Here is a 19,328-nt window from a genome sequence, read left to right as displayed (position 1 = left end):
GTAAGACTAATAGGGGGAGTGTCAGGAAAATGCAGGTTTACAACGTTAAGGAAATTACAATATTAAAAAGCCCGCTTTCTCAGTATTAAATTAAGAAATTGGGCTTTTTTTGTTATTACAGAGTTACAAATCTATGCTTGGGACATGATTGGATGCTTAATATGTAAAGGAAATTCCTCATTACTAGCGGATTTTACAAATAATACTTCACTCCCATTAAAGACATTACTTTCTGTTTGAATATTTTCATAGTCTGGGGTGTAATGAAATACTATTTTTTTCGTAGAATGATCAGTAATTTTTGTTAAAATGTATTGAGATTGACACCGATAAGTCATAATTTCTTCATGGATAAAATCTGAATCTTCATCTATGATTTTTAACCACTCTTCTTCATTTTTATCTTGAACTGAAATAATCCAGATATCAGAAGGATTAACCATCTTGCAAATAGAATGTTACTTCATCGTGAATTATTTTATCTATAACATTACATAACTCTGGAAGATCCTAGGCTCTAAGCTCACGCCAATCAACCTTGTATCCTTGTTTTTTAGCATTTACAAACACTAAAATGTTTTCTCTTTTTTACAAGGGGCAAGAAGACCATCTTCGAATAATGGAGCCTATGTTTTAAATTCTTCAACATTTCTAAGATAATCACTCTTGGCTTAACAGTAGCTTATGTACATAGTATATAAATATTTTCTTTCTATTGGAGGGATTTCCTAATGGCTGATAATATGCAACAACTGATTCAAGAGCATAAACAATTTTTTCATCATGATCATACAAGAAGTCTACAATTTCGCCTTGAACAATTAGAAAAATTAAAAAATGCTATTCGAAAATATGAAAATCAAGTGCTGAGCGCATTATATCAAGATTTACATAAAAGCGAGTTTGAAGCATACGCTGCAGAAATTGGTTTCGCCTTTAACAGTATCAACTTTATAATGAAATACCTAAAACAGTGGATGAAACCTCAAAAAGTAAAAACACCTATTCATTTTTTACCTTCCAAAAGCTACATAATAAAAGAACCATATGGTACAGTGCTAATTATTGGACCTTTTAATTATCCATTCCAATCAATAATGGAACCTCTTATCGGGGCGATTGCGGCAGGAAATTGTGTAGTTCTCAAGCCTTCAGAAAATGCACCAAATGTTTCGGCTGTAATTAACAAAATAATAAGTGAAACGTTTGATAAGCAATATATTCGTGTAATTGAAGGAGACAAAGAAACAACTTCTTTATTGATTCACGCACCATTTGACCATATCTTTTTTACTGGTAGCGTTCAAGTTGGAAAAATTGTCATGGAAGCTGCGGCGAAAAACCTTGTACCAGTAACATTAGAACTTGGTGGAAAAGGACCAGCTATTGTCGATGAAACAGCTAACCTCGATATAGCAGCCAAACGTATTGTCTGGGGAAAATTTATAAATGCTGGGCAATCCTGTATTGCACCTGATTATGTTATTGCTCACAAATCTATTAAGGTACAATTGATTTCGAAAATGAAAGAAGTCATCACAAGCTTTTATGGATCAGATGTATCAAAAAGCAATGATTATGGTCGAATTGTCAATGAGGGACAATTTGATAGACTTATTTCTATATTAGAACAAGACCAAAGTCATATAATATCTGGTGGAAAATCATCTAGAAGTCATTTATATATTGAACCAACACTTCTTGAAGCAAAATCGTGGGATGATGCAGCTATGAAAGAAGAAATTTTCGGACCGATTTTACCAATTATGGAGTACAGCGATTTAGATGAGGTCATTCGTATGATTAACAACCATCCCAAACCGTTAGCTTTGTATGTATTTACTGAAAATAAAAACGTCGAAAAACAAGTATTAGGACGAGTTTCTTTTGGAGGAGGATGCATCAATGATACAATGTCACATATGGCTAATCTCCACTTGCCTTTTGGCGGAGTAGGAAGTGCAGGATTCGGTGCCTATCATGGGAAACATAGCTTTGATGCTTTTACACATCATAAAAGCATTTTAAAGAAAAGTTCAAGGATAGACCTAGGGCTTGTATTTCCACCGTATAGGGACAAAATTAAAATTTTACGAAAGATTTTTAAGTGATAAGAAAGAAATAGGATATGACAACCAAAAGTAAAATATGGGTGGAATATCTAATTTAACGATTATCATTATAATTTATAAAATCTAACCCCACATTCTCAATTCGGGGTACCAGCAACATTCCGGAAATCTTGTACGCTAAGCAAATTTAAATAAAAAAAGGCGAATTCCTGTAGTATGAGGAACCGCCATTTTTTATTTGGCTTCTTAAAGTAAAGTCTCCGTTAGCGGAATAAGAATGAGAGTATATTTATTATGTATCGTCTATTACTCCAGCTAAAATATGATAATAACTCAGAATCATCAACTATTTTAATTTCAAATCTCCTGAGCTTGTTTGTACTTTAATCTTATTTTCCCCATCATCCTTTATGCCAATTGCTTTATTCTTCGATTTATCTTCATATAATAAACCCTCTACATCTATGTCTGCTTTCCCCGAGTTACCTTCAAAATTCGCATTCTTTGAAACAAGATTATTAGAATCAATTGTCCTGAGAGTATTCCTTATGATAAAACGACATTGAAACAGGTCTTTCTTTACTACTTCAAACGAAAAAGTTTTGAAAGAATCTACTGAAGTAGAGATAGTTTTATAAAATTCATTTGTGGTGCTATATAGAATCAAAAAGGATATTTATACCACATTTAAATTGATTTATGTTAAAATTATTCCGAATATTAACATTATTACCTAGGAGGATTATAAATGCTTACACCAGAACAAATCTCCAACTTATTTAGAAACTTTTCAGAAAAAGAATGTAAAGGGTCGAGCGATTTATATGAACATTTATCATTAAGAATTGCAGAAGATGAGGAACTCCTTGCATTAGCGTCACATGCACAACTTGGTCAGCCAACTCCAAATTTATTACTTGGTGCCGTTCACTATTTATTATTGAAAGGAAACAGCCATGTATTAAAACAATACTACGATAGCCTCATTTCAACTCCAGAAAAAAATTTAGACCAGGCTTTCCACCATTTTAAAGGTTTTTGCCAGCTTCATAGAGAAGAGATTATTGCTATTTTAAAAACGAAGTTAGTACAGACAAACGAAGTAAGAAGATGTACGTATTTATATCCGAGTTTTTGCTATATGTTTAATAAAGTTAATAAACCTTTAGCGTTAATTGAAATCGGAACAAGCGCTGGTTTACAATTATTTTGGGATCAATATTGTTATTCGTATGGAACTGAGAAAGTGTATGGTAACATAAATTCTAAGGTCCAATTAAAATCGGAAATAAAAGGTGAAAATCAACCATTTCTTTTACAACAAAGCCCTCCTGTCACAGAAAGAATTGGATTGGATTTACATATAAATGATTTGAATGATGAGGAAGATTATTTATGGTTACGCTCGCTCATTTGGCCAGAGCATAAAGAAAGGCTTGAAATGTTCGATCATGCAGCAGCTTGTTTAAAAGAACAATCAGTGAAACTTATAGAAGGAGATGGGGTATCTCTTCTTTCTGAAATTGCAGAACAAATTCCAGAGGATTCAGTGATTTGTGTCTTCCATACACATGTAGCGAATCAAATACCAGAGGGTATAAAGCATAAACTAGTAGAACAGATTAAAGAAATTGGTGCCAAGCGAGATGTTTTCCATCTTTACAATAACATGTGGGATAGAGATCTTCATCTTGATTATTTTATTAATGGTAAAGAATACAATGAAACGATCGGAGAAACAGACGGTCATGCACGCTGGTTTAGCTGGGGATTAGAGGATAAATCTTTGTGCTAAATTTAGATGTAAATGTGTAGAAATAATAAAGTTATTTAATTTTGTTCTTAGAAAAACAAGAATCGCCTATCTATATATTTGATAGGCGATTTCTATGTTTAAAAACAAATAAACAAAATATCAAGTATGTAGACAACAAGATTAGCTTGATGGACATGTGGCGAGACCTCAATACTAAAAAGGCATCCACCGAGAATCAGCAGATGTCTTTTTAGTTTTTCGTTTATGGCTTTGTTTTAAACTAATGTTGATAATTAGCTACAAATATGATGATTGTGAAGTGAAATTTTAATATATAATTAATAAAACAAACTACTTTGGCACAATATTAATATTTATTTTCAGTTATTAGGTGGAAAAACACATGCTGGTATGTTCGACTTATACAATTGCTCTAATACCTTTTGGTTTTTACAATATACTTCTGCACGGTTATGTTTACTTACTAAATCAATTCTTATAAAAATTGTTTCTTCGGTATTGCACCACCACTCAAAGTATTTACCTGAAAATGATTCTCTCTTAATTTTATTCAAAGCTTTCGTTTTTTCAAACTCATCAATTTCGCTTTTTTCAGCACCACGTGTTAGCCAATTTGGATGCTTATTAACCATATAATATTTAATTGCTTCATCTTCTAAAAATTCTTCTATATTGTCAGCACTAATGAAAAAACTCCCCATGCAGAAATGATATATTTTCCCATCCTCATCAATACAAGGTCCAAAATCTCCTGCATAATGATATTCCATACATTGAAAAAAGTATTTTCCGTTTTCTTTTCTAAAATATCTAAGTTCATATTTTTCTTCAAATGTATTGAAGTAAAACATATCCATTTGGAAACCTTCATAAAATTTTTTACCAATTTTATACCAAATACCACCAAATGATACTTGAAAATCAATTACTTTATCAAAAAAAGGTATTCCTTCATTGGCAAATACTCTTTTTATTTCCTCTTTATCTTTAATTGTATCAACTTTCTTACCAGATAATATCATGTCATTTACTGTATCAGATAGAATGTTTTTCTCCATAATTTTAGTACCTTTCTATTATTAAAATAATCAACTACTTCTTTTTATTAGGAACTAAGTTTTACAATTGATTCTATCATTTGTTCCCAGTCTTCACTATGAATCTCATGCCCTGATCCATCAAGAGTCACTAATTCAGCATGGGGAATGGCTTTCGCAAGAGCAAGTCCATGTTCGTATGGCAAAGCTGGATCTTCTGTTCCATGAATAATGAGTGCTGGTATGCTGATTTCTCCCATCCTATTATAATAATCACCTCCGCCTTGCAGCATGGCATGATTAAATCTGCTTGGAAGCTGTTTGGCACGAGTTACCTCCCTTTTCGCCAATTTATATATTCTTTCCCTCTCATAAGGTTTGGAACCGGCTAAAGTTTTCCATAAACCCGCAAGATAGGAAATAGCCGCCTCTTGATTTGACCAGTCTATGGAAGTACTCTTTGCATGGTAATTTAGTATGTTCTGATCCATTGGAGGTAGTTTTTCCATCTCAGTCCCGAACACACTTGATGCAATTAAAGTAAGCGTAAATATACGCTTTGGATATCTTAGGGCAAGAATTTGGCCAATCAAACCACCTAAGGACATTCCAACGATATGAGCCTGCTTTATAGAATAAGCATCCAGGACTCCAATTGCATCGGCAGCCATGTCTAATATTGTGTAGTTGGAAGTACCAGGTTCATAAGTAGTCGATCGTCCCAAATCACGATGATCGTATCGAATGACAAATCTTCCTTGATCAGCGATACGGAGACAGAATTCCTCATCCCACCAATCTAATGAAGACATAGCCCCCATGATTAAAAGTACAGCAGGGTCCTTAGGATTTCCAAAACTTTCTGCACAAATCTCTACTTTATTTATTTTCAATATTTGTTCCCCCATGTTTCTCCTCCTTTAACATTAACTTCCTATTATTATAAGATATCAGCACATATTAGGTCATGTATATTTCATAAGTGGCAGTTTTTTTTGCTGTAGATGAATGATAGTAGAGCCCAATGATTGACCAAAAAGTTAATCGTACTTTTAAGATATATTATTCTTGTTCTATCATCGCTTCCTTTGGTACACCAAAGAAATAGGTTACGATAAACCCACCGACGTATCCTGCAAATAATCCAATGACGTATTTCCACCATACTCCGCCAGCAATTAAAGGAATTAATGCCAGACCAGATGGTCCGATAGCAATTGCACCAACGTTACCAAGTAATCCGATAACTGCTCCTCCAATACCTCCACCGATACATGCGGTGATAAAAGGATAGCCTAATGGTAATGTAACACCGTAAATTAATGGTTCTCCAATGCCAAGAATTCCTACTGGGAGTGCACCTTTGATTACATTTGTTAAAGATTTATTTTTACGACAGCGAATCCATAATGCCATTGATGCTCCAACTTGCCCAGCTCCTGCCATCGAAAGAATAGGAAGTAATTGTGTCATACCCGTTGTATTGATCATTTCAATATGAATTGGTATTAATATTTGATGTAATCCTAACATAACAAGTGATAAGAATGTTGCGCCAAGTACAAATCCAGCAAATGCACCACCGCGTAATAATACCCAACTGATAGCGCCGATTAAGTTATCTGAAACGAAACCTGCTAATGGCATGAGTAAGAAAATCGTTACAAGCCCTACTATTAATAATGCGATTGTAGGTGTCACGATAATATCAATTGCATCGGGAATCACTGTACGTAATTTCTTTTCTACAAATGCTAAGATCCAAACAGCCAATAATACACCAATAACTCCACCTTGTCCTGGTGATAACGGCTGACTGGTAAAGATATTAAAAATTGGATTTTCTGGCGTCATACCAGTTAAAAGGGTAATACCACCGATTACCCCTCCAAGTGCTGGTGTTGCATCGAATTCTTTTGCCGCATTAATGCCAACATAAATTACTAAATAACTAAATAATGCATTTTTAATCACATTTAAAACTGTTACGTATTGTCCCCAAGTTTCTTTATCTAAATTTCCAGCAGTAATATTATTTAATAGAATAGAAGCAATACCTGCAATTAACCCCGCTCCAACGAATGCTGGTATAAGAGGAATAAAAACGCTTCCAATTTTTCTTAAAAATTTTTTAAAAGGTGTATGATTCTTTTTCTTTAATTCTGCCTTGATTTCTGCACCTTTTGCTTGTAGTTTTTCTGCAGAAGAAACTTTTGAAGAACCACCTTTTCTCTCTGCTAATGCAGTACCGAACTGTTCTGCTACTTTCGTTACAACACCTGGTCCAAGAATGATTTGGTATGTTTCATCATCAACAATACCAAGAACCCCATCAATCTTTTTCAATACTTCTTCATTAATTAAATTACGATCTACAGGTGTAACGCGAAGACGTGTCATACAGTTTGTATATGCTAAAACATTGTCACTACCACCAACCGCATCTAAAATTTGAGATGCCATGTTATGATATTTGTTCATCATGTCACCCTCTTTTCGGTTATTTTACTGCTTGTCTAACAAATCCTTGTGTTTCTGCTAATTTCTTCATTGCTTCTTCTTTTGAAAGTCCTGTCAGAATCATTACAATCGCAATTTTGGGCTTATTATCTGCTTTTACTAAGTAGGTTTCAGCTGTTTTATAATCGCAAGATGTTGCTTCCATCACGATATGCTTTGCGCGCTCTACTAACTTTTCATTTGTTAGTTGAACATCAACCATTAAATTCCCGTACACTTTCCCGATTCCCACCATAGAGGCTGTTGAGAGCATATTGCAAATTAATTTTTGTGATGTACCTGATTTTAAGCGAGTTGAACCAGTTAATACTTCTGGTCCGTTTACTACTTCAATGGCGATGGTTGCGACTTTTCCTACTGCTGAGTCTTTGTTACAGCATACTGCGACTGTTTGTGTACCAATTGAATTTGCATATTCTAATCCTCCGATAACGTATGGAGTTCGGCCGCTTGCTGCAATTCCTACTACAATGTCTTTGTTTGTTAAATTAATATTTTTTAAGTCTTGAATACCTAATTCTTTACTGTCTTCTGCACCTTCTACTGCTTTAATGAAGGCTTTTTCACCGCCAGCAATTAACCCGATTACTTCTTCTGAATCTGTTCCGAATGTTGGAGGACATTCAACCGCATCTAACAAACCAATACGTCCGCTAGTTCCAGCTCCTATATATATTAAGCGGCCACCTTTTCTTTTTGTTGCAACAATCGCTTCAACAGCCTTGGCAATTTGCGGAAGCTCTTGTTTCACTGCTTCTGCGACTTTTGCATCTTCTTCATTCATGATTGTTAAAAGATCAATTGTTGACATTTCGTCTAAATTCATTGTTTTTTTATTGCGTGTTTCGGTTATTAAATTTTCTAACATATTCATCACCCTCATTTATTTCAAAATGTTTCATCTTCTCCATGGATACTATTTATTTTATATTGCTATGCTAAACGCTCAAAAAAGAGTCTTAAATTATTATTTCTTGCAAGTGGGAGCATACCTCATCTCAGGGATATGGCCAAGGAGTCATGTTTAGACATTATGAGTGGTATGGTAAAACTGCTAATATGGCTGCGGATTGGAATGATAGAGCTTCAGCAATTGAAATCACGATGAATCCGTAATAAGTAACGGGAAATTTCAATTGAACAGGTGAAGAAGTTTCAAAATCACTATCCTCTCATCGTTTTAGAAGAAATGGGAGAATAGTGATTTTTTAAGGGACTGAATTTCGATCGAAAGAAAATTGAGATCGATAATAGGTTTATATCCGTATATCAAGAATAGAAACAGTGTAAGAGCAGTAGAAGCAATGAAACAAGTAGGAATGAAAAATAATACATTTTAATAGACATCTAATAACGTACGATTTTCTTTTTTAGGTCGGGTCTTATAAGAGAAAATAAAACAACTAGAATAATTGATACGTGTAAAACTAGGTCATAAAAATGCATTAATTTCATTTGACTGCTTATATCGGCCCTATAAGATGATTTGGATGTTCTGATACCAACAGCATTATTATTAACATTAAAATTCATTACAGGCTAATCTGAAGTGTCGGTTTTTTATGCACCTGTAAGATTTTTTGTTCAAATGTAAAAAAAGTATCCTTTTTTTAGAGTAAGGACACAATTTTTGTTCAATAGATCCTTGAGACCTATTATGTAAGTGGGAATAACGATCAAAAGGAGGAAAAGGTTTATTTTCACCTTCTTGAAGAGTAAATTCTAACCTTAGGATCCAATTATTTTCCTCTCCCTCAATAAGGTGCTCAATCACTTCTGAGACATTCCAAGTCCCTTCTCCTTCATTGCATTGCACCCATCCATCGGATAAACCAGATAAAAAATACACCAATGAAGGAGTTTTTGGTAGTCATAGGGAATTTAGACTATTAAGTAGATAAGTTATATAGGGGGACTGCCGACAAACCGCGATTATACACTAAGACGTTTTTGGGAAGTTAAACCCCTGATTTTTCTACGCCAAGCAGAAGAATCAGGTTTTTTTATAACCGTGAGGGACGCAGTGTGACACCTTGTAGGTTGATGTCTAATACCATCTTACGTACATTCCGTAACTGGTAGGGATTATTTATATAATGTGAGAAAGGCTGTGAAGTTGTTTGAGTGGTTATAAAGCAATGATATTTGATTTAGATGATACCTTACTTGATAGGGATAAGGCAGTAGATAAATTGTTTTCAATTATTTTAGAGAAGTGTTATGGGGATGTTAAACAACATTCAGTAAAAAACGAAATGTTGCAGAAATTCAAGGAATATGATAAAAGAAGCTATGGCTACAGTGACAAAGTAAAAGTTTTGGAATCATTTTTTGATGAATTTCCACCAAAATATAGATTGCCACGCAATTACATTCAAGATTTTTGGAATAATAATTTTCCTCATTGTTTTTCTATAAACCAAAATACTATAAATATCATAAATACTATAAAGATGCATGTTAAAGTTGCAATTATAACAAATGGTTCAACTCAGAGACAAAAGGCTAAAATAATTAACACTAATTTAAATAGTTGTTTTGATATAATAATTATTTCTGAAGAAGTGGGATTTAGTAAACCTGACAAACGTATATTTGAATTAGCATTAAATAAGCTTAATGTGCAACCGGAAGCAGCATTATTCGTTGGAGATGACATAGAAAAGGATATTGGTGGTTGTCAAAATGCAAATATAAAGGGCATATGGTTCAATCCTTATATGATCAAGAATGATACCGAAATAAAACCATATGCCGAGATCAATTCTTTTGATAGATTATTAAGTTATTTTACATATTCAGCATTTTCGTTATTTCGTTAACGGGCGCGATTATTGAAGAAAATTAAAATATTAAAATGACTATATTGCTAGAGCATCCTTAAAAAAATTTAACTACTTTATTTTCCCCCCCATCCAAAATAGGACGGGGGTATGTCATCATATATTAATGTTTTATTTTTTTGTTATATCTTACAATATTCAGAAAGGAAGGTTATAAGTATTCCTATTACTTAATTTAACTGGAATAAAGAGAACAATAGGTACGGTCAAATCGTCCAGCAACCAAATCTTCCTTACGAATAAAGAAGTGTAGTACTCCTGCGTCCCACCAACAGAAGCCAACGTCATCATCTGTTTCCAGCTCCAACAACATCTGCATATCCGCGACTTCCTGCTTCGCCTTCGTCTTATCACCACCGAAATGTGCCGCGATCTTCTCCAATGCCTTATCCTCATTATACTCGTATTCTTCACCAGTCAGCAACATCAACGCTGCTTCATATTCCGAATCATCATGCTGTCCTATCGGATAACCAAACAGTTGAATAATATCGTCATCTTCTACGTCTCGAATCTCATAAAGTAAATCATCATAATCGTCTAAGGTGACGTTATTACTCTCTATCTGCTCATTATCAATGTAAGCGTAGCTTGGAGGCTCCAGTGATGAGCGCGCTTCCAGGTCATAGCCAACATAAGTATCTTCTAACGCAGTCTTACTTGGCGGTTCACGGCGAACAGCCGATAGTACCTCTGTTTCATCAAACCATATAACTCGATGTTCAATATTGTAAGCTGGCTCATCGATTCCGAGAAAAAAAGACAGCATCCCTGTCTTTGGTAATAATGCATTATCATCGTGCTTCGCCACATCACACATATTCAATTGAACTAAGAAGGTCATTGGTGTCCCAGCCGTTGTAAGCGGCCATGCAAATTGTGGAGGCAAATCTGGATCGCCACCAACACGAGAACGCCCCAGCTTTGTGTAATCTGTCTCTCCCGCTTTTGCACAACGCACCCCTTGCCGCGATGTCTCCATCAAATAGTTTATCGCATGTTCAAAACCATTATCCTCCAATTGTTGCTTCAGCTTAATTCGATTTTGTTCTTGTAATTGCACGCTAACCCTCTCCCCATTCTCTCATCTAAATCAGTGTATCTACAACATATTCTATCATTTCATATAGTCCTCCATCATCAGGTACTTGATAAAATTCACTTCAATAAGCAATTTTTCTTCCAATCATATCAACCTTAAATATTAATAAACTATTGGTACACAGTATTTAAATGATAGGATTATAGTCACCATCGAAATGAAATTCGTATTCATTGTCGATTCGAATATAGCCTAGAATGTTGCGTTCCCTACACCTACGAAATACGCTTGAATAATTTTCATTATCTTTGTTCCCTTCTGCGACAAGAATTTCTTGGTCTTCGCAATCAAGGACAATTCCAATATGGTCGTGAGAATTATTTGATAAAAGTTTTTCATAAATAACTATATCGCCGCGTTGTGGTCTAAAGTTCTGGTCATCATAATTAAAAAATCCAGTTTCGGGCAGTAGAGCCCACTCAAATATAGCACCTACACCAGCTAGTCGATAATTACCGTTTGGATAACGTATCGGCAGCAAAATTCCTGCCTGCATACAGCAATGGTATACGAATGCTGCACACCAATTCCCTTGGAGTACTTTATATATATCTGGATCAGGCCAATAATGGCAAATTTCCGTATACAGTTTATCTTCCGGAATACCAATAATGTTTTGACTTGCTAGTTCTTCTGAAATATCGGCCAACAAGCTTCGTTTATCTTTTCCGTTTTTTGCAATCTTTTCATTATGATTGGTTGGAACTACTTCTTCAAGTTGGTCCTTTGGAATGGATAATTCACCAAATATATTATGAAATCTTTGAACATCCATATGAGATACGGTGTAATCCAAGCTCTGAAAGAAATTATTGAGCATAATAGCATCTTTGATTAATTCATCGTATGGACCGTGGACTTTCCCACGCTGATTCTGGTAGAATATTGCCCGAAGAATGGTAAGTTGTTCATCCTTAGAAAAAATATTTAAATCTCTTATGATAGGTCTAACGGTTTCAGCACTATTAATACCGGGAAAATAACTGATACCAGTTTTATAGAAATAATAGTTGTGAAGCAAACCTGTGATAGCCGCAATTTCTGTTTCTAATCCTCTCTTCATTGCAAGCATCGAAGCGAAAGATGATACTCCATTAAGTTGAGCATGAGCTTCTTGTCTGTTAACAAAGCTGTCCAAATCAAGTATTTTATTAACAAGTACACGAATACTTTCAAGCCTGTTTCTTGAACTTTTCACAGCTTATCCCACTTCCTATTCCACTTTATTTCTTGATCAAACTTGACCTTTGGTTTAAGTACAAATTTTCACAATCTCACATTAATTTTAACATAACATCCATTTTTGTTTTGGCTAATAGCACTTTAATGGCCATCTAGAGGGAGAAATAAAACCTAGTTATAAATTGGGGAATCGTCTTGAAAATGAGCTTAGCGTTGTAAATCCTCATTTTCCTGACGGTACCCCAATAAACCCAATGAAAATGTAAAAAGAAATCCATTATGGGTTTCTTTTTTGTATTACTACCACCTGTAATAAAAATAAATCTTACTTTTTCTAGACAAAAAACAAAACAATACAAGAATTGGAACTGTTTACCTTTAGGTTATTTTATACTTAACAAGTATTTAAAAAATCATTTTATAATGGAGGACAACACAAAATGAAATTAGGTAAATTAGTACTTATCGGAGCATTAACATTCGGAAGTTTTACAGCTATAGAAATGACTACGCCAACAAAACAAGTTTCAGCAGCTACACAAGATAATTTCACTGTTGTTTCTACAGCAAATTCATATTATCAAGGGCAAAGTTTTTTATTAAAAGCTACAAATGATAATCCATATAGCGTATGGTATCAAGTAAGTATTGAAAAATTAGTCAAAGATAAATGGGAATATTATGATGCAGATGGATTCCATTCGGAATTACCTGCCAACACATATGAAGATTTTGATATTTGGACTGGTTGGGGTGGACAAATTGTATCCCCTGGTATGTATCGTTTGAAGGTGGAAACAAAACATGCTGATGGAAAAACAGGCGTTTTTTATACTGAACCAATTGAATTAAAGAAAAGCAGTTGAATGGAAGAAAGAAATGGGAGTTCGAATGAAAAAAAGTGTAATTACATTTATTACTTTCACCCTTTTTTGTGTATCTTGTAGCCATAACACAGCTAGTTCTAAAGAAACAGAGAATACTGGTGCTGCAATCGATGATCCATCTTTAAATACGCCTGAAGGTAAAGAATTAATAGAATTAGGTAAAAGAAAAGACGAAATGGCACGGGAAGCAGAAAATAGGGGATTTTATAGAACAGGAACAATAGATAGAGGTAAAATTAAAACTGAAGAGAATAGCTTAGGAATTAGACGATGTGAGAGCTTCATAGGTGAAATAGGCCAATTTATGAAAGTAAAAAAAGATGAAAATTGGTTATTCTCCTTAAATGAAGAAACCCAGAGAGGCATTTTAACAGCATATATTATCGATTCTCATGGGAGTATTGTTTTACAGTTAAATCATGACCAGAAAGAAAAAAGCATTCAAATCCCCCAAGATGATATGTATCAAGTAAAAATAACTGGTGAAGATTTTAGTGGCAAATTTTTTTTATCATATAAACAAAAATTATAGGTGAAGGCATGAAATGGGGTTCGACCGAGATACATGTAATTTCGGGTCACAAGCTTTATTTTATTTACAATAAACACATTTATCATTTTTAAATGCTACATACATTTATTTCCACTCAAATCTGACACTGAGCCTACATGGAGATTATTTTGTTTACACTGCTATGCTGAACATTCAAAAAAGAGTCTTAATGATTAAGACTCTTTTTTGATAAACAATTTGTATTTCTTTTTAATCACTTAGACGTAGACTCAAAGTGAGCGGCAATAGTTAATGCATCTTGGATAGAGCCACTTGTTTCTATCCCATATAAAGTATCTCCATTTTGCCAATATACACGATTTTGTTTCAGTCTGTTATCCACTTCTATAACTGCGTAAGAGTTTGGAGTTGGTAGTGGCTCTTTCTCTAATTGGTTCACTATGGATTTTGCTACAGATATATTGTCATCTTTATTTGTCGATGGACTTTTTACAAAAATTGCCCAATGATCCTTAACAAAATTCAAATACATTGTTCCTGCTGCTCCCTCAGTAAAACCTTTAATTCCATTCCCTAAATCTATTGCACTAGGATCATCCTTGCTCGGGACATCTTTTTCGTAATCAGGATTTAATTTAAATGTTGAACATAAACTTTTACCGGCTTCTTCTTTTGTCTCATACTTTTTGACAGATAGTTTTGCGATTTGCTTAGCTTGATTAGAATCCGAAAGTGCAGCAGAATCAACAGGTAATGGACTGTTACTTTCAAAAAATGTAACAGTGTAACCTTTATCTTGTCCTTCTGTGTATGCAGATAAAACCTTTTTTTCATTAGACAGAGGGATTTTTGTTGGTAAGAATATATTCATTTTTGTCTTTGCTGTTAACGCTGTTCGAGTGGCTGCAAACACATCTTTTTGTTTCAATGCATGAGACTCTTGTTGTTTTTCCGTTTGTTTCGCTGTACGGGATTCTTGTTGTTTTTCTGTTTGTTTCTTAGGTTCAGTAGTTTCTTTTTTGTCACATGCTCCTAGTAAGAGTAGGGAAACACACATGAATGCTGAAATTTTTTTCATTTCTTTTACCTCGAGTTTATTAATTTTGTGAAAAATAACATGATGAATTTAATAATAAAGTGACTTTTAAAACTAACGCAATTTTTTTAAAGTCTCCAATGTAGCAATTGTAAACGCAGAGTTTCCCTCTTGTTCTAAAGCTCGGAAATACAAGCTTCTTAAGAAGGTTCTCATGTTTTGTATTAAAATATCATTTCGAGAAGCTGAAGCTTCTTCAATGATTGTAAAGCTATAAAGCCAATTGTTCCATTCTTCTTGGGCTAATATATTTTGGTTCCATAAAGAGATTACCGCCGTCACTAATCTCTCATCTTCAAAGTTTATGTATACGTAATCGTGCAGACGAACCTTATGACGAACAGCAGTAAGGATTGCATGTGAAAATTCGCGACTTCGTATCGTACGTGCTAAAGCATCTAGCGCATCTGCGGCATGTGCAGTAGAATGAGCCCATCCTTTTCCATCTACATAGCCCCTTACATCTTGCTCAAGATACACATATTCAAGAACTTGTTCTGCCACGCTGTAGAGCTGTTCTTCAGATAAGAACGGTTCTTTTTCATGAACAGATAAAATAAGCGGTGGGATTAGAATTGAGAAAGCACGTTTAAAAACAGAGTCTGTTTCCTTCTCGCCGATTTTATAAAACAAATAATCAGGACTAAGTGCCTGCAGCAGTAGCCCGCGTAACTCTTTTTGTCTAAACACTTCACCTGTAATCCATCGTTCGAGCGTACTGTAAATCAATTCATCACGCAGCTCGGCATCGGGTGACCCGATATAATCCAGCATCCATTGTGCATATGGATATGCGTCCACATCTTCTGGGACGGCATAATTGTTATTTTTGATTTGTTGCAGTTCTTGTTTCAACTCATGTTGATCCATCATCATATTTTCTCTCCTCTCTTAAAGTTTTTATGCCATAGTTTTTATATTACCTTATATTTCTCTTTATATGCCATCCTCTATTTATAAATTTTATAGAAATATATAAGAATTGCACTAACTATATATATGTACAAATTTAAAAAATGACATAAAACCCTTTTTTTAGTGGGGCAAGAGCATCTGGTCGTGCGTAGAAGCAGTCAGGGAGTTTTTCTGCCGCATGCGAGGTTTAAAACAAAGGGAGTAAGCGAGTGTAGAACATGTTGTGTTCTACATAATTAGACTGCCCGTGCCATATGAAGAGACAGATGTACCAAGGGCAACAAGCCATGGATTAACAGATGAATGTTTCATACCATCCTTCCCTCTCTGTTCTTATTTCAATTCTTTTCAATAATCGTCTAACGATGTTTATTATAACCACAATGCTCCGTGAGATACGGATATGAAGATAAAAATGAATATGGTGTACTACCTTTGACTTTATCGTTTTTAATTAACAAAAAGACACTTACCAATGAAGTGTCTTTTTGTTGATTAAAAATATTCGATTTGATTGCAGTAAAGCTGTGCTAACATAATGTATCTTCTAATGATTTATGTACATACCATATCAAACAATGTATTTGTTGCTATTTATAAGAATGCCCTTTTTTAAAAAGGTAATTATGCCCTAATTCAGATACTTTTACTTTGCATGAATAAAAGATTTAATAAGCAAACATATCAGCCACTAAATTGCTAAATTCTCTTAAATATTGTAGATAATTGTCTCCTCCATAGTTATATCTTTTGTTATACATCTTTGCGACAACGACATTATATTCAGGAATAACTAAAATTGTTGGTCCTGTTATACCTAATATTTGATAAGATCCCTTTGGAACTCTTTCTCCTATTTCGCTTTGCAGTGCTGGTGCATTCTGAACAAACCAAAACAATCCGTTTTGTGGTAAATTTGGATTTTTATAATAAGGAGAATGAACTTGTGTTGCAATCTCAATAACTTCTTCTGGTACAATTTGTTTTCCATTCATATACCCTTTATTTAAGTGAAGGTGTCCCCAATAAGCAAACTCTTTAGCGGAGACAAAAAGATTCGATTCTGTCCCGTCATCTGATACTCCTATCTTACTTACAGCTTCTTCATTTGGATTTATGACTACTTTTACTAAATTTTCATGATCTGTTGTTTGCCAAGCTGTTTCCGTAAAACCTGCAGGTATAAAGACTCGTTCTTTCAGTAATTCCGGAAAGCTTTTATTATATAACTTATAAATTAGCTGCGTCATCATTTCAACATTAATACCTCTATAAGCCCATTCTTCCCCAGGTTCAAATTCCCGGTACGTAATCCCGCTGTCACTCATATGGAGATCGTGCGAATGAGTGACTAAGTGCCTTAAGGTTGTCTTACCAAGTAAAGTTTTGTCACACTCTTCAAAGTAATCCACAGCATAATCGTCTAAACTCTTAATTTTTCCTTCATAAAGCGCGTAGGCAATCGCAAGTCCTAAATAACTTTTTCTTGCAGAAGCAACGTTAAACTGTGAAGTTGCAGTAATAGGAGAACTATTTTTTATATTAGAGTGGGTTCCACTATAATGCTCCAATACAACTTCATTATCTTTCATAATAAAAAGTGCAGCAGAAGAGCTGTGGTTTCGTTCTTTTATATTTTCTACCCATGAAATTAATTGTTCGTATTTTTTCATTTTTTACCTTCCTTTAACAGATCTATGACAAATTTTAATTTCGACAAAAAATGAAGAATACCTTTCTTTACATGTAGCATATAAAAAAACAGGAATTTTATCTCCCTGTTTTTAGTAAGTAGTAGATTCTCATTAGTACTTGCGATGTCCAACTGATGTTGTGTATTTATTATTCATTTGAACCTTCTTCAATAGAACCATGATTCATATTCTTTCCATAAAATATTTCGTCCATTTCCAATTTTAATTGCTTTGTAATTTTTTCTTGTTCGTCTGCAGACAATGTTTCTTGTGTATATCCAAACAAATAATTATTTAAGTCAAACTCTTTTAATTTGCATTTTGTATGAAAAATATGTTCTTGATATACATTGACATCAATCATGTCATACATTTTTTTTACATTCTTTGGGATGTAATTTTGGATGGAGTTTATTTCGTGGTCAATAAATAATTTGTTACCTGTTATATCTCTTGTAAAGCCACGAACTCGGTAATCAATGGTCATAATATCCGTATCAAATGAGTGGATTAAATAATTTAGTGCTTTAAGAGGCGAGATTTCGCCGCATGTAGATACATCGATGTCTGCTCTAAAAGTGCTGATTCCTTCATCTGGGTGATATTCCGGATACGTATGAACTGTTATATGGCTCTTATCTAATTGTATAACGACTGATCCAGGAAGAGGACCGGGTGATTCGTTAAATGATTCAGTTGGAACTTCTACAATCGGGCCTTCTGAAACTAATATTGTTACGCTCGCTCCTTGTGGAACATAGTCTTGTTTCGCAACATTTAATACGTGTGCACCTATAATATCAGATACATTTTTTAAAATCTTTGTTAATCTGTCTGCATTATATTGTTCATCTATGTATTCTATGTATGCTTCTCGTTCTTCTCTTGTTTTGGTATAGCAAATATCATACATATTAAAACTTAATGATTTTGTAAGATTATTAAATCCGTGCAATTGAATTCGCTGCTCTGGTGTTAGTTTCATGGTGAATGCCCCCTCTTTTTTATATTCAATAATGATTGACAAACTCTTTATGAAATATAGTTCCATCCTACAATTTTTTAATACATGTGTCTTAAGATTGCTTACCAACCATTAAATATGATTTAATGGTTGGTTTTAATTTTCATTACCAAAATACGGTAAGTGAAATTCATCCTTTTTTATGAGAAATATGGTTGGATTTCTATCATTTGAAAAAGCTTGGATTTGATTGAATCCAAGCTTTTTCAGTATTTAATGGTTCAAAACATTATTTTTTTAAATCTTTTTTTGTTACTTCGCTTCTAATATTTACATCTTTGGAGAATTCAGTATCGTTTTTTTGATTGTTAGGATATTTGTTTTTACGTTCTCGATTATCATTTCGATTCGTCATAATTTACCCTCCTTTTGTTAAGGTTTGTACCTATTTTTTACGAAAGGAACTATTTCATACAGGGTAAATCGTCATTCCTATTCCACTTTTTGTAAAATATCTTTTAGACAAAATAGTTTCTGATTTGCACATACTATTTATTGGAGGTGATAAGTATGGGAAACAATCAAAACCCGTTTACAATAAAGAAACGTAATGCTAACGGACAATATGATAAAGAAGCGCATAGCATTGATAGTCATGGGAATTTTGTACCTAACACACCAACAAATGATGCAATTCTTCGTGCTGAAAGAGCGAAAAAATGACT

General features: G+C 34.0%; 18 protein-coding genes and 1 pseudogene. 6 read left to right on the top strand and 13 right to left on the bottom strand.

Features of this window, described 5'->3' with window-relative positions; all coding sequences use genetic code 11:
- Nucleotides 1-131: 131 nt before the first annotated feature.
- Nucleotides 132-443: a hypothetical protein gene (locus BM350_RS13135; protein ID WP_090914655.1), complete on the bottom strand. Its 312-nt coding sequence runs from the start codon at nucleotides 441-443 to the stop codon at nucleotides 132-134.
- A 288-nt stretch (nucleotides 444-731) separates the two neighbouring features.
- Here BM350_RS13135 and BM350_RS13130 point away from each other — a divergent pair, with 288 nt between their 5' ends.
- Entirely contained in the window at nucleotides 732-2,111 is a 1,380-nt protein-coding gene (locus BM350_RS13130; RefSeq protein ID WP_090914656.1) for an aldehyde dehydrogenase, read from the top strand.
- Between the two features lie 709 nt (nucleotides 2,112-2,820).
- On the top strand, nucleotides 2,821-3,867 hold the full coding sequence (locus BM350_RS13120) for a DUF2332 domain-containing protein (RefSeq protein WP_090914658.1): 1,047 nt from the start codon (nucleotides 2,821-2,823) through the stop codon (nucleotides 3,865-3,867).
- A gap of 341 nt (nucleotides 3,868-4,208) precedes the next feature.
- Here the strand turns inward: BM350_RS13120 and BM350_RS13115 are convergent, their stop codons facing one another.
- The 5 genes and pseudogenes from BM350_RS13115 to BM350_RS13090 form a co-directional block, all read right to left on the bottom strand.
- Complete coding sequence (locus BM350_RS13115) at nucleotides 4,209-4,907, bottom strand: hypothetical protein (RefSeq protein WP_090914659.1); 699 nt, start codon at nucleotides 4,905-4,907, stop codon at nucleotides 4,209-4,211.
- A 47-nt stretch (nucleotides 4,908-4,954) separates the two neighbouring features.
- On the bottom strand, nucleotides 4,955-5,794 hold the full coding sequence (locus tag BM350_RS13110) for a CBF family alpha/beta fold macrolide esterase (RefSeq protein ID WP_090914660.1): 840 nt from the start codon (nucleotides 5,792-5,794) through the stop codon (nucleotides 4,955-4,957).
- A 154-nt stretch (nucleotides 5,795-5,948) separates the two neighbouring features.
- Nucleotides 5,949-7,367 (bottom strand): PTS transporter subunit EIIC, encoded by a 1,419-nt coding sequence (locus tag BM350_RS13105; RefSeq protein WP_090914661.1) that lies wholly within the window; start codon nucleotides 7,365-7,367, stop codon nucleotides 5,949-5,951.
- A gap of 19 nt (nucleotides 7,368-7,386) precedes the next feature.
- On the bottom strand, nucleotides 7,387-8,274 hold the full coding sequence (gene murQ / locus BM350_RS13100) for an N-acetylmuramic acid 6-phosphate etherase (RefSeq protein ID WP_090914662.1): 888 nt from the start codon (nucleotides 8,272-8,274) through the stop codon (nucleotides 7,387-7,389).
- A gap of 756 nt (nucleotides 8,275-9,030) precedes the next feature.
- Nucleotides 9,031-9,258, bottom strand: a pseudogene (locus BM350_RS13090) (DinB family protein); the annotation flags it as partial.
- Nucleotides 9,259-9,544: 286 nt separating this feature from the next.
- Here BM350_RS13090 and BM350_RS13085 point away from each other — a divergent pair.
- On the top strand, nucleotides 9,545-10,228 hold the full coding sequence (locus BM350_RS13085) for an HAD family hydrolase (protein ID WP_090914663.1): 684 nt from the start codon (nucleotides 9,545-9,547) through the stop codon (nucleotides 10,226-10,228).
- A gap of 196 nt (nucleotides 10,229-10,424) precedes the next feature.
- Here BM350_RS13085 and BM350_RS13080 read toward each other — a convergent pair whose 3' ends face one another.
- Both BM350_RS13080 and BM350_RS13075 read right to left on the bottom strand, forming a co-directional pair.
- Nucleotides 10,425-11,312: a YwqG family protein gene (locus tag BM350_RS13080; RefSeq protein WP_090914664.1), complete on the bottom strand. Its 888-nt coding sequence runs from the start codon at nucleotides 11,310-11,312 to the stop codon at nucleotides 10,425-10,427.
- A gap of 166 nt (nucleotides 11,313-11,478) precedes the next feature.
- Nucleotides 11,479-12,549 carry a CHAP domain-containing protein gene (locus BM350_RS13075; RefSeq protein ID WP_090914665.1) on the bottom strand — a complete coding sequence of 357 codons (1,071 nt, stop codon included), beginning with the start codon at nucleotides 12,547-12,549 and terminating at the stop codon, nucleotides 11,479-11,481.
- 424 nt (nucleotides 12,550-12,973) lie between these two features.
- Between BM350_RS13075 and BM350_RS13070 the strand changes: the two genes are divergently transcribed.
- Nucleotides 12,974-13,399, top strand: coding sequence for a DUF5065 family protein (locus BM350_RS13070; protein ID WP_090914666.1), 426 nt, complete (start codon nucleotides 12,974-12,976; stop codon nucleotides 13,397-13,399).
- Nucleotides 13,400-13,424: 25 nt separating this feature from the next.
- Nucleotides 13,425-13,952, top strand: coding sequence for a hypothetical protein (locus BM350_RS13065; RefSeq protein ID WP_090915010.1), 528 nt, complete (start codon nucleotides 13,425-13,427; stop codon nucleotides 13,950-13,952).
- A 235-nt stretch (nucleotides 13,953-14,187) separates the two neighbouring features.
- Here the strand turns inward: BM350_RS13065 and BM350_RS13060 are convergent, their stop codons facing one another.
- The 5 genes from BM350_RS13060 to BM350_RS27865 form a co-directional block, all read right to left on the bottom strand.
- Nucleotides 14,188-15,012 (bottom strand): hypothetical protein, encoded by an 825-nt coding sequence (locus BM350_RS13060; RefSeq protein WP_090914667.1) that lies wholly within the window; start codon nucleotides 15,010-15,012, stop codon nucleotides 14,188-14,190.
- A 72-nt stretch (nucleotides 15,013-15,084) separates the two neighbouring features.
- Nucleotides 15,085-15,903, bottom strand: coding sequence for a DUF2785 domain-containing protein (locus tag BM350_RS13055; protein WP_090915013.1), 819 nt, complete (start codon nucleotides 15,901-15,903; stop codon nucleotides 15,085-15,087).
- Nucleotides 15,904-16,613: 710 nt separating this feature from the next.
- On the bottom strand, nucleotides 16,614-17,618 hold the full coding sequence (locus BM350_RS13050; protein ID WP_090914668.1) for a serine hydrolase domain-containing protein: 1,005 nt from the start codon (nucleotides 17,616-17,618) through the stop codon (nucleotides 16,614-16,616).
- A 169-nt stretch (nucleotides 17,619-17,787) separates the two neighbouring features.
- Nucleotides 17,788-18,624 carry an adenosylmethionine decarboxylase gene (gene speD / locus BM350_RS13045; protein ID WP_090914669.1) on the bottom strand — a complete coding sequence of 279 codons (837 nt, stop codon included), beginning with the start codon at nucleotides 18,622-18,624 and terminating at the stop codon, nucleotides 17,788-17,790.
- Nucleotides 18,625-18,892: 268 nt separating this feature from the next.
- The gene (locus tag BM350_RS27865; protein ID WP_280141377.1) at nucleotides 18,893-19,018 is read right to left on the bottom strand and encodes a hypothetical protein; all 126 of its coding nucleotides are present in this window, start codon (nucleotides 19,016-19,018) and stop codon (nucleotides 18,893-18,895) included.
- A 155-nt stretch (nucleotides 19,019-19,173) separates the two neighbouring features.
- Here BM350_RS27865 and BM350_RS26940 point away from each other — a divergent pair, with 155 nt between their 5' ends.
- Nucleotides 19,174-19,326 (top strand): hypothetical protein, encoded by a 153-nt coding sequence (locus BM350_RS26940; protein WP_170857703.1) that lies wholly within the window; start codon nucleotides 19,174-19,176, stop codon nucleotides 19,324-19,326.
- Nucleotides 19,327-19,328: the final 2 nt, after the last annotated feature.

Origin of the sequence: Bacillus sp. 103mf (genome assembly GCF_900116295.1) — a bacterium.
Taxonomy (GTDB): Bacteria; Bacillota; Bacilli; order Bacillales; family Bacillaceae_G; genus Bacillus_A; species Bacillus_A bruguierae.
Note: the sequence above shows the minus strand (reverse complement) of the source record. Positions and strands in the feature narration are given on the sequence as shown.

Bases quoted from the DNA above. Each gene is read 5' to 3' on its own strand.
- BM350_RS13115 (WP_090914659.1), bottom strand. From the start codon at position 4,907: ATGGAGAAAAACATTCTATCTGATACAGTAAATGACATGATATTATCT.
- BM350_RS13130 (WP_090914656.1), top strand. From the start codon at position 732: ATGGCTGATAATATGCAACAACTGATTCAAGAGCATAAACAATTTTTT.
- murQ (WP_090914662.1), bottom strand. From the start codon at position 8,274: ATGTTAGAAAATTTAATAACCGAAACACGCAATAAAAAAACAATGAAT.
- BM350_RS13070 (WP_090914666.1), top strand. From the start codon at position 12,974: ATGAAATTAGGTAAATTAGTACTTATCGGAGCATTAACATTCGGAAGT.
- BM350_RS13110 (WP_090914660.1), bottom strand. From the start codon at position 5,794: ATGGGGGAACAAATATTGAAAATAAATAAAGTAGAGATTTGTGCAGAA.
- speD (WP_090914669.1), bottom strand. From the start codon at position 18,624: ATGAAACTAACACCAGAGCAGCGAATTCAATTGCACGGATTTAATAAT.
- BM350_RS13050 (WP_090914668.1), bottom strand. From the start codon at position 17,618: ATGAAAAAATACGAACAATTAATTTCATGGGTAGAAAATATAAAAGAA.
- BM350_RS13060 (WP_090914667.1), bottom strand. From the start codon at position 15,012: ATGAAAAAAATTTCAGCATTCATGTGTGTTTCCCTACTCTTACTAGGA.
- BM350_RS27865 (WP_280141377.1), bottom strand. From the start codon at position 19,018: ATGACGAATCGAAATGATAATCGAGAACGTAAAAACAAATATCCTAAC.
- BM350_RS13085 (WP_090914663.1), top strand. From the start codon at position 9,545: ATGATATTTGATTTAGATGATACCTTACTTGATAGGGATAAGGCAGTA.
- BM350_RS13120 (WP_090914658.1), top strand. From the start codon at position 2,821: ATGCTTACACCAGAACAAATCTCCAACTTATTTAGAAACTTTTCAGAA.
- BM350_RS13105 (WP_090914661.1), bottom strand. From the start codon at position 7,367: ATGAACAAATATCATAACATGGCATCTCAAATTTTAGATGCGGTTGGT.
- BM350_RS13135 (WP_090914655.1), bottom strand. From the start codon at position 443: ATGGTTAATCCTTCTGATATCTGGATTATTTCAGTTCAAGATAAAAAT.
- BM350_RS13055 (WP_090915013.1), bottom strand. From the start codon at position 15,903: ATGATGGATCAACATGAGTTGAAACAAGAACTGCAACAAATCAAAAAT.
- BM350_RS13065 (WP_090915010.1), top strand. From the start codon at position 13,425: ATGAAAAAAAGTGTAATTACATTTATTACTTTCACCCTTTTTTGTGTA.
- BM350_RS26940 (WP_170857703.1), top strand. From the start codon at position 19,174: ATGGGAAACAATCAAAACCCGTTTACAATAAAGAAACGTAATGCTAAC.